The sequence below is a fragment of the Bradyrhizobium sp. USDA 3311 genome (assembly GCF_054062495.1).
The window spans coordinates 4,603,752-4,617,775 of the sequence record NZ_JBSSFI010000001.1 but is presented as its reverse complement, the minus strand read 5'-3'; the positions used below and the strand labels follow the sequence as shown (position 1 = coordinate 4,617,775).

Genomic DNA, 14,024 nt, shown 5'->3' with positions numbered 1-14,024 from the left:
GAGGTAAACAGGCATGGTTAACGGCGCCTTAACGCATCCCTACAGGAACTTGACGAGCGAGAGCTGCGCCAGCTTCGAGGTCACCTGGTAGGAGGCCTGGAGCGCGTTCTGGAGCGCCAGAATCTCGCTCGCGACCTGGTCCGGCGGGGCCGATTCCGCCTGGTCGATGATGGTCTGGAGCTGCGCCTTGGCCTGGGTCTGGCGCGTGCTCGCGTCCTTCATCGTGTTCTGGGCCATCGCGATGTCGGTCTGGATGTCCTCGATACGCTGCTGGCCCGGCTGCTGGGTCAGCGCCTGCGTCACCCGCAGGCTCAGCGCCGAGACCTGCCCGCCCGAATACTGCCCGGTCGGCGAGGTCGAGAACGTCCCGAACACGGCGATCGCCTGCAACTGCCGCCGGATCGCATCCTCGTCGGCCTGCGCGCCATATTGCACCGTGACGGAATCGTCGACCCGCGCCATCGCGGTGGAGCGCGGCGAACCGGGCCCGTCATTGCCGAGATACCATTTCACCGTAGTGGCCGAGCCATTCACCAGCGTCGTCGCCGAGCTCGCTGGCGAGGAGCCGACGCGCAGCGGCGGCTGCGTCGCGGTCACCGGCGTCGCGCTGAAACCGATCGAACCCAGCGCCCCGGTATTCGAGCTCGTGATGTTCAGGCTCGCCGCATCGTCCGTGTTGATCGTGATCGAACCGCCGTGGATCGTCGAGGGCTTCGAAGTCCCCGTGATCTGGTCGATCTTGCTCATCAGGGTCTGGATGCTGTCGCCGACATTGAGCTGGTTGCCGGTCGCACCCGAGCTGACGAAAGTGAGCGTGGTCCCGTTGACGGTGATGGTGTCGCCGGCGACGAAGCCCGGCGAGATCGAGTCCGAGGGGCTCGTGCCGGACAGCGCCGTCGCCCCACTGATCGGTGCGGGCGGAGCCGCCTGGTTGCTCTTCGGAGTACCGATCGCAGAGCTGGCCGTGTTGAAGAAATTGTCGCCGGCGGTCACGGCCGACGCTGCCACAAGCGAGGTGTTGGCAAGTTTCTTGATCGCGGTGTTCAGCGCGGTGTTGAGGTTCGCCGCGGTATTGTTCGGGTTAACCGGGACGCTTGCATCGATCGCAAAGCTGCCGAGCGGCGTCGGCGTCGCCGTCGACGCCGTCAGGTCGATCTGCTCGGTCGTACCATCAGGCAGCGTGAACTGGACGCTCAGCTTGTCGCCGTTGCTGGGATTGGTTCCGTTGAGATCGACGGAGAACGACACCGGCGAGCCGCTCGGGCCGGTGACGGTCGCGCCCGTCAACGTCGAGGAGACCGCCTTGATCTTGAGCCCGAACGGCGATCCCGCGACGTCCTCCGACACCTGCACCGAGCTTGGCGTCGGCTGCGTCTGCACCAGCCGGCCCATGCCGTTGGCGCCGAGATCGGCGGCCTGGCGCTCCGCCATGACGGCCTTGAAACCCGCCTGCGTCGTGGTGCCGTTGATGATGTCGCCGGCATCCGCGACCGACTGCGTGTTGACGGCGGTTCCGGAGAACAGATAGCGGTTGCCCGTCTGCGTGTTGAGCACGCCGACCATCGAGCCGAACTGGGCGGCAGCGGTGTTCTGCGCGACCGTCTGTCCGTTGACGTTGAGATCCTGCGCGGTGTTGGCGGAGCCCGTCTGCACCGTGTTGCGGATCTTGGTCAGCGACTGCAGCGCGGTATTGGCGAGGTTGATGCTGACGTTGACGTTGGTGATGGTGTCGGTATAGGCGGCGATGTTGGAGAGCTGCGCGCGCCCAGCGATTGCAAAGCCCTCGTTGGTGCCCATGCCGGAATAGTTCTGCGACAGCTTGCCGGTCGAGAGCTGCGTCGACAGGTCGGTGAGCTGCTGATTGATGTTGCGGATCTGCGAGCCGAGAACCGACGAGGAGTAGTTGATGCTGCTGATCGACATGTTTCAGAGCCCTGTTACTTGTTACACTTGAGCCTGGATCAACGTGTTCATCATGCTCTGCACCACCGACATCACGTGAGCGTTGGCGGCATAGGCATTCTGGAGCTGGATCAGGTTCGACATCTCCGAGTCCAGGTTGACGCTGGAGGTCGAGTTGAATTTCGCTTGCAGCGTCGAGACCACGACGCTCTGGCCCTGCTGGAGCTGGGTCGCCTGGGTCGCGGCGTTGCCCTGGATGCTCAGGAACTGCTGGAGGTAGTTCGAAACGCTGCCGGTGAAGGGCTGGTTGGCCGAGCCGAGGCCGGTCGTCGGCGAATAGGAGAACACCGCGTTGGTGAGCTGCGAATAAAGATAGTCCGAACGCGTGGTGTCGCCCGCGGGCGTCACCGGCGAGGTGTTGTAGACCGACAGCCGCGTGGGATCGCTGACCAGCTGCGTGTTCACCGCGATGCGCCCGGCAAGGCCGGTCATCTGCGAGCCCGATGCGGTGATCGCGCCGGTGTAGAGCGCCTGTCCGCCGTCGGTGAAAACCGCCAGTTGCGGGTTGCCCGAGGTCAACGACGAGATCGTCTTGCTGATCGAGGACGAGTTGACCTTGGCGAGGCCGGTGTTGTCGTCGGTCACCCGCAGCGTCGTGGCGGTTGCCGGCGACGGGGCGGCGGAGAACGACAGGTGCGAGCCTGACAGCGCGGTGTTGAGCGCCGAGGCGATCGCGCCCATGCCGCCGGAGAAGTTGACGCCGATCCGCATCGGATTGGCGTTGGTCGCATTCTGAAGCGGCAGCGCCGCCGGGTCGGTCACGTTGACGAGCGTGACCTGGCGCTGCGTGTTGGTCGTCGTGTCCGTGTAGGTGATGTTGACCGTGTTGCCCGGCGCCGCCCCGGCAAGGTCCATGTCGAACCCGGCCGGCGGGCCGGAGACGGTGCTGCCGGCCGTGGTCTTGTCGGACAGCGCGCTCGACATCGTGGCGGCGAGCTGGTCGATCTGGTTCTGCGCCTGCACCAGCGTCTGGTCGCGCAGCTTGAGGTCGGCCGCGATCTGGCCCGAGGAAACCACGTTGTTGGCGACGACGTCGACCTGCGAGCCGTTCGGAAGCCTGATGTTCAACGCGCCGACACCGGACTTGGCCGGATCCATGTTGTAGAGCGAGGTCGCCGACAGCGCACCGGCAGACGCAAAAGTAAATTGCGAGGCGAGCCCGGCGCCGACGAGCTGGATGCCTGTCGTGGTGTAGATGTTGGCCTGGTTCGAGCCGTCGGTGGTGACGCGGACGTCGACATATTTCGACAGCGTGTTGATGGCCTGGTCGCGCTGGTCCATCAGCGTCGCGGCCGAGGGGTCGTTTGCCGACAGGCCCTGGAGCTTGGTGTTGATGTCGGCGATCTGCTGCATCGACGCGTTGGCCTGCTGCGCCGAGGTGCCGAGATCCTGCTCGACGTTGGAGCGCAGCGACTGAATGCCCTTGGTGGTGACGTTGAGCTGCTGCGCCAGCGCCTGCGCCGCGCCCAGCGCAACGGTCTGCGCCGACGACGCACCCGCGCTGGTCGACAGCGCCTGCAGCGCGGTGGTGAACTTGTTCAGCGCGGTTTCGAGCGTGCCGCTGTTGCCGGGCGTGCCATAGACACTCTGAAGCTGCTTCAGGATGTTGGCCATCTGGTCGGCGTAACCGCTGCCGCCGGTCTCGGTGCGCAGCTGGTTCAGCACGTAGCTGTCGAGCTCCCGGCTGACGCCGGTCGTCATCGCCGTCGAGCCGAAGTCGCCGGTGGTGACCTCGATCTGGTTCGGCGTCTGGACGACGTAACCTGGCGTCTGCGAGTTGGCGACGTTCGAGGAGACGATCGAGAGCGCGGCCTGGTTGGCACGCAGACCGCTCATCGCACTGGCGAGGGCTGAACTCAAACCCATATCACTGGCCGCCTTTGGTTACGTCACGCGCCGATCAGCGCAATACGTTCAGGAGGTCCTGCACCATCGAATTCGCGGTCGTGATCACCTTGGTGTTGGCCGAATAGGCCTGCTGGGTCACGATCAGCTTGGTGAATTCGTCGGCGATGTCCGTGTTGGAGCCTTCCAGCGACGAGCCGCTGATGGTGCCCGATGCGCCGTCGATCGCCGGCCCTGACTGTTCGGTCGCGGCATAGGCGCCGCCGTCGAGCGCCTTCAGGTAATTGGTGCCGTTGAAGTGCGACAGCGATACCTGTGCGAGGTCAAGGTTCTGGCCGTTGGAGAAGGTTCCGACCACGAGGCCGTTGTTGTTGACGGCAACCGAGCGGAGCTGGCCCGCGGCGTAGCCGTTCTGGGTGATGGTGTTGATGGTCACCGCGCCGCTGGTGCTGGCATATTGCGTCAGCCCGCCCGAGGAGATGTTGAAGGCGACCGAGCCGAGCGCCTGTCCGCCGACGCTGACATTGTTGATGGTGATGCCCGAACCGCTCGGCGAGGTCAGCGAGCCGTCGGCGGCGAAGGTGAAGGCCTGCCCGGTGTTGACCCAGCCGACCGTCGTGCCGGTCGCATTCGGATCGGTCTGGTAGAACAGGTTCCAGGTATCGGAATGACCCGTGCCCAGCGACGCGCTGTCGGTCTTGGCCCAGCGCAATTGCAGGTTCACCGGCGTGCCCGCGGCGTTGTAGGCGGTGACCGCACCGCCGCTGATCGATTCCTTGGTGAAGGTCGCGATGTCGTTGCCGATCACGCCGCCGGTGCCGGCGGTGCCGCCACCGTCGCGGTTCTTGGTGATGGTCGAGGTGAAGCCGAGCGCGGCGAAAGCCGCACTGTTGGAGCTGGACACCGACAGGTTGGAAACGGTGCCGGTGTTCAGCGTGATCACGCCGCCGGGGCTGATCGAAGACCCCGAGGCGCCGGAGAGCGCGTCGATCTTGCCGAGCAGGGTCGTGATGTTGTCGGTGATGTTGATCTGGTTCGGACCGGAGGCACCCGAGGCCATGAAAGTCAGCGTCTGGCCGTTGACGGTGATGGTGTCGGCGGGCGGGCCTGCCGAAAAGCCGGACGAGAGCACCTCGGCGCCGCCGGCGGTCGCGCTGCCGCTCAGCACCGTGGCGCCGGTGAGCGCGGGCGAGGACAGCACGTTGCCGCCGCGCGTCACGCTGCTCATGCCGAGCGCCGTGGCTGCCGTGCCGCTGCCGATCGACACGTCGGTGCCGGTGCCGGTCGAGATCTGGATGTTGCCGCTGGCGGAGAGCGAGGCCGTAACGCCGGCGCCGCCGGCGGTCTGGATCGCGTTCAGGATGCTGGCCACCGTGGCCGTCGTGCCTGCGCCGAGACCGATCGTGGTGTTGTTGCCGACCGTCGAGACGGTGGTACCACCGTTGAAGGTGATCGTGTTGCTGCCGTTGATCGTCAGGACCTGGCCGCTCAGCGCGGTGAGAATGCTGGAGGCGAGATGCGTGCCCACGGTGTTGTCAAGGGACGTGGAGGTCGAAGCCACTGCGGACGAGTTGTTCTGGAGCGGAACCGTGCCCGTCCCCGTCGTCGACGAATAGGCCGAGCGGATGTTGCCGGTGGCGGCTGCACCGGACACCGTCGCGCTGGTATAGGGCGCGGGCGGCGTGCCCACCGGCAGCGGGTTGGCCTGGAAGTCCGACGGGTTCAGGCCGCCAGCCGCCAGCAGCGTCTTGCTGGCTGCGGTCGAGCTCGCCGCCGTGTTCGGCTGGGTCGGCAGGTTCGCCGCGTACTGGATCGAAGTGGTCGCCTGCGCCGGAATGAAGTTGTTCTGGAATTTCAGGACCGTCGCCACGTTGCCCTGAGGGTTGCCGGTCTTCGGGTCGACCGTGACGCCCATCAGGTAGTAGCCGGCGCCGTTGACCAGATTGCCGTTGGAATTGAGCTGGAAGTCGCCGCGGCGGGTGTAGTAGGTGACGCCGCCGAACTGCGGCAAGTTGTCGACGACGCTAGTCGCCTTCTGGATCGAGAAGAAGCCGTCGCCGGTGATCGCCATGTTGGTCGCGACGGAGGAGGACGAGATCGTGCCCTGGGTGGTGATGGTCGCTTTCGCGTTGGCCGTCACACCGCCCGCGACCTGCTTGCTCGGCACCGAGGCGTCCGGGATGAGATCGACGAAGCTGGTCCCGATGCCCTTGTAACCGGTGGTGGATGAGTTCGCGATGTTGCCGGAAATGTTCTGAAGCGCGTAGGACTGCGCCTGCAGACCACCCACCGAGGTGTTCATTGCATCGAAGATACCCATAACTTTGTCTCCAAATCCGATCTCGGCGGCCGGTCGACCAGGGCCGCAGTCGGGAGAGACAGTCGCAAGGGCTATGCCAAGGCGGGTATTTCTATGAAATCAATGGCTTAAATGAATGGACCCCGGTCGGATGACCGGGGCACAATTGCCGGGCCGGCAACAATTGCCGGGGCATCGGGTCATTCCGGGGCGGTCCGCAGGACCGAACCCGGAATCTCGAGATTCCGGATTCGATGCTCACGCATCGCTCCGGAATGACTCCAGCGAGAGCTACGTCGCGGACGCGGCGGCCGGGTGGAAAACCAGCCCGAAACCGTCGATGCAGTAGCGCAATCCAGTGGGCTTCGGACCGTCGTCGAAGACGTGGCCGAGATGGCCACCGCAGCGCCGGCAATGCACCTCGGTGCGGAGCATACCGTAGGTCCGATCCTCCGTCTTACCGACATTGCCCTCGATCGGCTGGTAGAAGCTCGGCCAACCAGTGCCGCTCTCGAACTTGGTGTCGGACGCAAACAGCGGCAGGTCGCAGCCGGCGCAGGCGAAAACGCCCTTGCGGTGCTCCTTGAGCAGCGGGCTTGAGCCGGGCCGCTCGGTGCCGTGATTGCGCAAAATCTCGTATTGCTGCGGCGTGAGCTGGGCACGCCATTCGGCCTCGGTCTTCGTGATCTCGAACGTTTCCGCGGCCTTCTCGCCGGCCTCGGCAGGTGTCCCTCTCAGCCAGCGGAAGGCGGAAAGGCCGAACAGGCCGGCGACAGTCGTTAGCAGGATGCGGCGGTCAAACATCTCATTCTCCGTGCGCGAGTCCACGCCCTGAGATACGGGTTCTAGCGGCCGACGTTACACGTCCAGGCGCGATTTTTCTCAACTTATTGCGAGACGCTGTCGTCGTGCGAGGCCGGTTCCAAGGCTTCAGTCGCGGGTTTCGGCGGCGGGGCCGGTCGCGGCCGTACACCCGGCGGCGGACGGCGCGGACCGGTGCCGGCAGCCCGGTTGGCTTCGGCCAGCCGCGCCTCGCGTTCCCTGTCCTTGACCCGCGCCCGCTCGCGGTAGCGGGCGAGCGTGCCTGCGGCGGCGGAGCTCGTCCTGCCCCAGATCCCGACCAATTGACCCGCGACCCGTCCGGTCGCACCGCCCGCCCAGACCAGCTCGAACGGCGAAAACAGCCGCCAGCGCTCGTCGCCCCACAGGATGCTCCGCGCGATCATCTGCCCGGCCATGGCCGAGGTGTTCATGCCCTGGCGGCCGAACCCGCTCGCCACCCACAGGCCTTTGCGCAACTGGCCGATCTGCGGCATGCCGTGCACGGTCTGGCCGGTCGCGCCGCCGAACATATCGGTGATCTCGACATTGCCGAACTGGGGGAAGATCGACCGGATCCGCCGCCTGACGCCGCCTGTAAAGCGCTGCGGCCGCGCGGCCCAGGTGGTTTCCGGGCTCTCCCACATCAGCCGGTCGCCGTCGACGATGCGGAAATGATCGACGCCGTCGGAATCCATCACCGCTCCCTTGAAGGCGATGATCTCGTGCACGCGCTCGCCGAGTGGCGCGGTGATGCCGGCATAGCGCCAGACCGGCAGCAGCGTCTCCGACAGGCGCCTCAAGGGCGCGCCGAGATGGATGTTGCCGGCGAGCACGATGTGCGTCGCGCGCAGCCGCGCCGACGGCGTGACGATCCGCTTACGGATGCCGGAATGGTCGATGCTGACCACCGGCGTATCCTCGAAGATGCGGGCGCCGGCCCGCCGCGCCAGCGCCGCAAGACCATGCACGTATTTGCGGCCGTCGACTTGAAACGCCTTGGGATAGTACACGCCGTGGAAGTAGCGATCAGTCTTGAGCACGTCGCGGACGCGATCGACCTGCCAGCCCTCGACCTCGGTGTCGAAATCCTCATTCAGCATCTGCAACCGGCTGATCAACCGGTCGCCGGTATCGACGTTGGAGACCTCGAGCACGCCGTCGCTCGGGGCGATCCCCGGCATGTTCTCTTCGGTGGCGTTGGCGCGGACGAACTCGGCGCCCTCCTTCGACAGCGTCCACAATTCGCGCGCGTCCTCGAAGCCGATGCGCTCGATCAGGTCGGTGAGCGGCAGCGCAAAGCCCGGCATCACGGTGCCGAGCTGGTTGCCGGAGGCGTTCCAGCCGATATGGCGCCCCTCGAGCACCGCGACACTGGCCCCGAGCCGGGCCGCCTCCAGTGCAATGGAGAGCCCGGCAAGCCCTGCCCCGATCACGCAGATATCGGCATCGAGATCGAACGACAGCCGCGCGCGCTCGCGAAAGCCGGCTTCTTCCTGGGACACGCTTGTGAAAGTCTCGCTCATATCGTTTTCTTAGAGCATGATCCGGAAAAGTGTGCAGCGGTTTTCCGAAAAGATCATGCTCAGAACAGAAATTTAAAGCGCGATGAGGGGTTGTCCAAATCTCATCGCGCTTTAAAGGACCGATCGGGCGCTTGTCACCTTGTCCTCAACCGGCGCCTGTAGATTATTCTGGACGTGCAACGATTCGAGAGTGCCATGCGCCGTTTGATGCTGCTGCGTCACGCCAAGACCGAGACTGACGCGCCGAGCGGCCGTGACCAGGATCGCCGGCTCGACGACCGCGGCCACAGGGATGCCGCCGAAATCGGCGACTGGATCGCCTCCCATCCCCCCTTCCCCGATACCGTGCTGGTGTCGCATGCCGTCCGCGCCCGGCAGACCTGGGACATCGCCTGGGCGACGATGAAGGGCCGCGTCCCCGCGCCTGAGGTCGAGGTCCTGCCGGAACTCTACGGCGCCGATCCCGCGCAGATCCTAAAATCCATTCGCACTGCAACCAACCCGGGCAACCCGAAGCGGCTGCTGCTGGTCGGCCACAATCCCGGCATGCACGAGATCGCCTTGATGCTGATGGGCGGCGGCGATCCGGCCGGCGCCAAGGCGCTCACCCACAACCTGCCCACCGCGGGGCTTGCGATCTTCGACTTTGACGTCAAGGATTGGGGGGACGTGGCCTACCGCCGCGGCAAGCTGGTGCTGTTCGTCAGCCCCAAGCTGCTTCGATCGGGATGAGACCCGCGGGTCTCGACCGGTTGATGCAGCTGATCGAGAGCTGACTGGAAGATTTGGAGGCGCAGATGTTCAAGTCCATCCTCGTGCCCATCGACCTCGCCGACACCGATCTCGCCAAGCCGGCGATCGCGACCGCGGCAACGCTGTCGCAGACCTGGAGCGGCACCGTGCGCCTGCTCAACGTGCTGCCGATGACGCCGGTGATGCTGGCAGAATACGTGCCGGCCGATTTCGACGAGCAGCAGCGCCAGACCTCGGAGGAAGCGCTCGCCATCGTCGCGCGCGAATCCGGCATCGAGGCCTCCCACATCTCCAGCGTGGTCCGCCAGGGCGGCATCTACCACGAGATTCTGGAGGAAGCCGTGCACATGAAGGCCGATCTGATCGTGATGACCTCGCACCGGCCGGCGATGCGCACCTATTTCCTCGGCTCCAATGCCGGGCACGTGGTGCGCTACGCGAAGTGCTCGGTGCTGGTGGTCAGGCACTGAGGGCTGCTCCGTAGCCTGTTGTTCCGGGCTACAAGCCCTTGCGTTGCCCGTCGGGCAAAACACCCAAACGGCAGGTCAATTCCCGCCGCCCAAAATATTCCACTTTACCGAAATTCGGAAGCGGCGTATGTGTCGCCTCACTCCGGCCCAAGGAAGAGGGGCGTATCGCGATCGTCACGAACGCGGGCCGGGCGGCGGTGGACGCTAGTTGCATCGGCGCGAAGGGTTTCGCAGGGCGGGCAACCGTGAGCGAGGACGTCGCGCACACGACCGGTGTGATCGGCGTACGGCCAAATCGTGTCGTCCTGGCGCCCGGGGTCTGTGCGCCAAGTCCTGCGGTGATGTGTGCGGCCCGACCGGACCGCGCGCGTCAGCCATCCGCAAGGCGACGGGGGCAATAGTGCATCGCTCCCCGGGGAGAGCACGACATAAGCCGTTCCAACCATTGCGCAGGGAAGGCCGGGATGTCTCGGTTGCCCTGTTTCCCCGCTGTGCATCGTAGCGCAATCTGCACCTCGCATGGCGCTCAATGGGAGCCAGCCGGCTCCCGGCCTTCCCTGCGCCCTCTTTCATTGGGCGTGACGCGACGAAGCAAAGCTCGGGCGAAACAAGCCGCGAGGATGCGAAAGTGTGTCTGCGAGTGAGATATGAGTTGATAGAGCGATGCCCGTGCCCGCACTCCGTCATTGCGAGGTCACCGCGCCCAGATCTACCGGGCACGGCGCACGTCAAAACACGTTACAGATACCGCGTCATCTCGGCTTTGAACTGCCCGTAGACCGCGTCCTCGATCTGGCTGCGCGTGATCCCGATGTCGCGCAGGGCGTGGTCGTCGAGTTCGCTCAGCGTCTTGACGGCGGAGCGGCGCTCCAGGCGGTCGAACAGCGCATGGATGGCGCTGGCGAGAGCGCGGAAAAATCCGCTCGACGAGGATGGGCGTAAACTCCGCCCGGCAGCTTGCGAGATCGTGGTCATTTTTCTTCTCCGGCCTATTGTCCACGCGGCGAAGCGGGCGCCGTTGGCGCAGACGCTGGAGCGCCTGCACCTCATTTGCCATAGGATTGCTCTCGCTCTCCTCGGCTCAACGCGGACCTTGATGGAACTTAAATGCTCCAGTACATTGCTCGGAGCAAGGAAAACATTGCTCTCGGTGCAATAATGTCCAAGTTCGAGTATGTGAAGCTTGCCGATGCCATTGCCTCGGATATCTCTAATGGCACGTTAAGGCCCGGCGACCGGCTGCCTCCGCAGCGCAATTTTGCCTATGACCGTGGCATTGCGGTCTCGACCGCGAGCCGGGTTTATACGGAATTGCTCCGCCGCGGCCTCGTGGTCGGCGAAGTCGGCCGCGGCACCTTCATCTCCGGCGACATCAGGCGCGAAGTCGAGGCGCTGAGCGAGCCGCGCGACGCGCGGATCGACTTCGAGGTCAATTATCCGTTATTGCCGCAGCAATGGGCCATGATCGCCAAGAGCCTTGCCGGGCTCGAGCGCGTCGACGCGCTGGAATCCGCGCTGCGCGTCTCGACCAGCACAGGCACCAAGAGCGCGCGCAATGCGGCGGCCGCCTATCTCGCGCGCAAGGATTTTGCGCCGCAGGCCGAGCAGATCGTCTTCACCGCCAACGGCAAGCAGTCGCTCGCGGCCGCGCTCACGGCGCTCGTCCCCACCGGCGGCCGCTGCGGCGTCGAGGCGCTCACCTACCCTTACGTCAAGAGCATTGCGGCGCGGCTCGGCGTGACGCTGGTCCCGATTTCGATGGACGAGCATGGCGCGCGGCCCGACGCCATCCAGAAGGCGCATCGCGAGGCGCACCTGTCGGCGCTCTATCTCCAGCCCATCATCCAGAACCCGCTCGGCGTCACCATGAACGCGACGCGGCGCGCCGACATCATGCGCGTCGCCGAGAAGCTCGATCTGACCATCATCGAGGACGCCGTCTACGGCTTCCTCGCCGACGACACGCCGCTGGCCGCGCTCGGGCCGGACCGCTGCATCGTGATCGACAGCCTGTCGAAGAAGGTCGCGCCGGGCCTTGCGCTCGGCATCCTCGTCACCCCGCCGCGTCTGCGCGAGAGCGTGATGAGCGCGGTTCGCACCGGCGGCTGGATCGCCTCCGGCCATGCGCTCGCATCCGGGCAGCGGCTGATGGCCGACGGCACCGTCGCCGAGTTGACGCGCCTGAAGCGCATCGACGCCGCGCGCCGCCAGCAGACCGCGGCCAGGCTGCTGGCCGGCTACCAGTTCGCCGCCGACCCGCGCTCCTATCATCTCTGGCTCACGCTACCGCCGCACTGGCGTTCGCAGACCTTCGTTGCCGCAGCCGCCAGGCGCGGCATCGCGCTGACGCCGTCCTCGACTTTTGCAATCGCGCATGGTCACGCGCCGAATGCGGTGCGTCTCGCGCTCGCCCCGCCCACGTTCGAGCAGCTAGATTCAGGCCTGCGCACGCTCGTCTCGCTGCTCGGCACCAAGGAAGAGGACTTTGACTCGACGGAGTAACCTGAGCGTTTTCGAGCGAAGTGGATACCGGTTCGCGTAAAGAAAACGCGTCAAAACTAGAATCTTGCCCGTCAGCCCTCCGGCCATTCCGCGATAAAGCCCCTCGCCTTGTACGGCTCGATCTTGTCCCATTCATGCAGAACACGACGGCGAAATTCGACATCGGTGTGCCAGAGCGCGCGCGGCGTCGCAAAGCTGTCGACGGTGAGCAGCATCTTCTCGACCTCGGGCCAGTGCCGGTGCAGCGTCATCGGGTAGCGACGCGCGGTCCAGGTGTTGCCGAGGCAGATCACGCTGCGGATATTTTGCAGCCCAAGCGCCGCGTCGATGACCGGCAGCGAGAAGATCACGTTCTCGCCGGTATTCGTCGCGCCATGCTCCTCGAGTATCCCGTCCGCCGGAATGCCCGCCGCGACCATCGCCGCCTTGATGATGGTGCACTCGGATTGCTCCGAGCCCGGCGTCACGCCGCCGCTGACAATCGACCAGCGGAACAAGCCCTCGCGCCACAGCCTTGCGGCGGTGTCGGCGCGGAGTGCGATGTCCTCGCGGGTGCCGAACATGAACAAGAGGTCGGCCGTCCGGAGCGGCGTGTCGATCAGATGCGTGCGGTTGATCCTGGCGATCTCATCCGCCGCAGGCCGGCGCGTGCTGCAATCCATCACTGACATGGCCGCACGATGCGACACCGGCACCGGGGTGCGAAGTCACGTTTGATTGCGGCCGATTGCAGCTAAGGCAACAAGGCCTTCGGCACGCGATCGAAGCTGTAGCTCTGCGGCTGGTTGCGCCGCACGAAGCCGCCGACCTGCCAGGCGAACAGCGCGGCAAAGCCGAGGATGAACAACGCGCCGGCGAAGGCGTCGATCATGAGCGCGCGGATCAGGAGCCCAGTCATCGCCACCGTCAGCACCGCCATGAACGCCAGCACCGCGGCATAGGTGTTGCGGCCGAGGCCTGCCGTCAGCACCGCGCGGCTGCCTGCTTTCGCCATCCGCGCATGGAGCTCGACGATGAAGTCGCGAAAGCCATTGTCCTGCGGCGCCATCAGCGCCGCAGTCTGCCAGCTCGTCGACAGGATCGCGATGCGGCCGCCACCGCTGCGGCTGACATCGGCGCGAAAGCGATGCTGCTGCATCGACACCGGGCGGAACGACAACCGGATTGCGCTGATCTCGTCGTAGCGCCACAGGCCGGAACGGCCGCCGATGTGCCAGGACAGCCCCGCGTCGGTCAGCTCGAAACGATGCGCCGAACCGATCAGCGACGCCTTGTAGGCATAGCTCGCGCCTGGGGCGCCCTGCGCGTCCGAAACCCGCATCTCGACAATCGATCCCGTCTGCAATCCCGACCGCGCAATCCGGTCTGCGACCCGCTTGCGCGGTCGCCCTCGCCCATCCTACAAGCGGGGCATGGCTGAGACGACCTTTTTTCCGCGCCGCCTGATTCTCGGGGCTGCCGTGATCTGCGGCGTGCTGCTCGCGCTCGCGGTGCACATGCTGGGCGCGCGCTACGGGCTCGACCTCGGCGGCCTCTGGCGCTCCGACACGCATGAGTTCATTCCGGCAGGCGCTGCGATCGCCTGGTGGCTGATCGCCACGGTCGGCTTTTCCGGCGGGTATTTCACGGCGACATTGATGCAGAGCGCCGCCCACGGCCAGATCCCGCAACGGATGCGGCAATTCCTGATCGCGGTCGGCGTGCTCCTGCTTGCGGGCGCCGGCCAGGTGGCCTCGGCCCCGAGCCCGATCCCGACGGTCTCGGGCGTGCTTGCCGGGCTCGCCGCGCTGTGCCTTGGCGCCGTGATGGCATTCTGCGGCGCGCATTTCGCGCTGCGCCGCGGCTAGC

12 protein-coding genes are annotated in these 14,024 nt (G+C 65.7%); 4 read left to right on the top strand and 8 right to left on the bottom strand.

Annotated elements, in window-relative coordinates:
- Positions 1-39 precede the first annotated feature (39 nt).
- The 5 genes from ACVWW6_RS21800 to ACVWW6_RS21780 all read right to left on the bottom strand — a co-directional run bounded on the left by ACVWW6_RS21800 (position 40) and on the right by ACVWW6_RS21780 (position 8,451).
- Positions 40-1,923, bottom strand: coding sequence for a flagellar protein (locus tag ACVWW6_RS21800; RefSeq protein ID WP_182872135.1), 1,884 nt, complete (start codon positions 1,921-1,923; stop codon positions 40-42).
- 21 nt (positions 1,924-1,944) lie between these two features.
- Positions 1,945-3,828, bottom strand: a complete 1,884-nt coding sequence (flgK, locus tag ACVWW6_RS21795) for a flagellar hook-associated protein FlgK (RefSeq protein WP_060908213.1) — start codon at positions 3,826-3,828, stop codon at positions 1,945-1,947.
- Between the two features lie 34 nt (positions 3,829-3,862).
- Positions 3,863-6,127 carry a flagellar hook-basal body complex protein gene (locus ACVWW6_RS21790; RefSeq protein WP_456681378.1) on the bottom strand — a complete coding sequence of 755 codons (2,265 nt, stop codon included), beginning with the start codon at positions 6,125-6,127 and terminating at the stop codon, positions 3,863-3,865.
- A 270-nt stretch (positions 6,128-6,397) separates the two neighbouring features.
- Positions 6,398-6,910 carry a peptide-methionine (R)-S-oxide reductase MsrB gene (msrB, locus tag ACVWW6_RS21785; protein ID WP_038967753.1) on the bottom strand — a complete coding sequence of 171 codons (513 nt, stop codon included), beginning with the start codon at positions 6,908-6,910 and terminating at the stop codon, positions 6,398-6,400.
- Between the two features lie 83 nt (positions 6,911-6,993).
- Positions 6,994-8,451, bottom strand: a complete 1,458-nt coding sequence (locus ACVWW6_RS21780; protein WP_182872138.1) for an NAD(P)/FAD-dependent oxidoreductase — start codon at positions 8,449-8,451, stop codon at positions 6,994-6,996.
- Between the two features lie 195 nt (positions 8,452-8,646).
- Here ACVWW6_RS21780 and ACVWW6_RS21775 point away from each other — a divergent pair, with 195 nt between their 5' ends.
- A complete protein-coding gene (locus ACVWW6_RS21775) occupies positions 8,647-9,183 on the top strand; it encodes a SixA phosphatase family protein (RefSeq protein ID WP_028173270.1) in 537 nt (178 codons plus the stop codon).
- A gap of 65 nt (positions 9,184-9,248) precedes the next feature.
- Positions 9,249-9,674: a universal stress protein gene (locus tag ACVWW6_RS21770; protein ID WP_011088599.1), complete on the top strand. Its 426-nt coding sequence runs from the start codon at positions 9,249-9,251 to the stop codon at positions 9,672-9,674.
- 738 nt (positions 9,675-10,412) lie between these two features.
- Here the strand turns inward: ACVWW6_RS21770 and ACVWW6_RS21765 are convergent.
- Positions 10,413-10,649 carry a DUF1127 domain-containing protein gene (locus ACVWW6_RS21765; RefSeq protein ID WP_028173269.1) on the bottom strand — a complete coding sequence of 79 codons (237 nt, stop codon included), beginning with the start codon at positions 10,647-10,649 and terminating at the stop codon, positions 10,413-10,415.
- Between the two features lie 183 nt (positions 10,650-10,832).
- Between ACVWW6_RS21765 and ACVWW6_RS21760 the strand changes: the two genes are divergently transcribed.
- Positions 10,833-12,176: an aminotransferase-like domain-containing protein gene (locus ACVWW6_RS21760; protein WP_028173267.1), complete on the top strand. Its 1,344-nt coding sequence runs from the start codon at positions 10,833-10,835 to the stop codon at positions 12,174-12,176.
- Between the two features lie 71 nt (positions 12,177-12,247).
- Here ACVWW6_RS21760 and ACVWW6_RS21755 read toward each other — a convergent pair whose 3' ends face one another.
- Entirely contained in the window at positions 12,248-12,847 is a 600-nt protein-coding gene (locus ACVWW6_RS21755; RefSeq protein ID WP_182872139.1) for a YdcF family protein, read from the bottom strand.
- A gap of 62 nt (positions 12,848-12,909) precedes the next feature.
- Complete coding sequence (locus ACVWW6_RS21750; protein ID WP_011088603.1) at positions 12,910-13,497, bottom strand: hypothetical protein; 588 nt, start codon at positions 13,495-13,497, stop codon at positions 12,910-12,912.
- Positions 13,498-13,588: 91 nt separating this feature from the next.
- Between ACVWW6_RS21750 and ACVWW6_RS21745 the strand changes: the two genes are divergently transcribed.
- A complete protein-coding gene (locus tag ACVWW6_RS21745) occupies positions 13,589-14,023 on the top strand; it encodes a hypothetical protein (protein ID WP_011088604.1) in 435 nt (144 codons plus the stop codon).
- Position 14,024: the final 1 nt, after the last annotated feature.

Excerpts from the sequence above, each read along its gene's own strand:
- ACVWW6_RS21755 (WP_182872139.1), bottom strand. The coding sequence starts at position 12,847 with ATGTCAGTGATGGATTGCAGCACGCGCCGGCCTGCGGCGGATGAGATC.
- ACVWW6_RS21775 (WP_028173270.1), top strand. The coding sequence starts at position 8,647 with ATGCGCCGTTTGATGCTGCTGCGTCACGCCAAGACCGAGACTGACGCG.
- ACVWW6_RS21770 (WP_011088599.1), top strand. The coding sequence starts at position 9,249 with ATGTTCAAGTCCATCCTCGTGCCCATCGACCTCGCCGACACCGATCTC.
- msrB (WP_038967753.1), bottom strand. The coding sequence starts at position 6,910 with ATGTTTGACCGCCGCATCCTGCTAACGACTGTCGCCGGCCTGTTCGGC.
- ACVWW6_RS21750 (WP_011088603.1), bottom strand. The coding sequence starts at position 13,497 with ATGCGGGTTTCGGACGCGCAGGGCGCCCCAGGCGCGAGCTATGCCTAC.
- ACVWW6_RS21800 (WP_182872135.1), bottom strand. The coding sequence starts at position 1,923 with ATGTCGATCAGCAGCATCAACTACTCCTCGTCGGTTCTCGGCTCGCAG.
- flgK (WP_060908213.1), bottom strand. The coding sequence starts at position 3,828 with ATGGGTTTGAGTTCAGCCCTCGCCAGTGCGATGAGCGGTCTGCGTGCC.
- ACVWW6_RS21790 (WP_456681378.1), bottom strand. The coding sequence starts at position 6,127 with ATGGGTATCTTCGATGCAATGAACACCTCGGTGGGTGGTCTGCAGGCG.
- ACVWW6_RS21760 (WP_028173267.1), top strand. The coding sequence starts at position 10,833 with ATGTCCAAGTTCGAGTATGTGAAGCTTGCCGATGCCATTGCCTCGGAT.
- ACVWW6_RS21765 (WP_028173269.1), bottom strand. The coding sequence starts at position 10,649 with ATGACCACGATCTCGCAAGCTGCCGGGCGGAGTTTACGCCCATCCTCG.
- ACVWW6_RS21780 (WP_182872138.1), bottom strand. The coding sequence starts at position 8,451 with ATGAGCGAGACTTTCACAAGCGTGTCCCAGGAAGAAGCCGGCTTTCGC.
- ACVWW6_RS21745 (WP_011088604.1), top strand. The coding sequence starts at position 13,589 with ATGGCTGAGACGACCTTTTTTCCGCGCCGCCTGATTCTCGGGGCTGCC.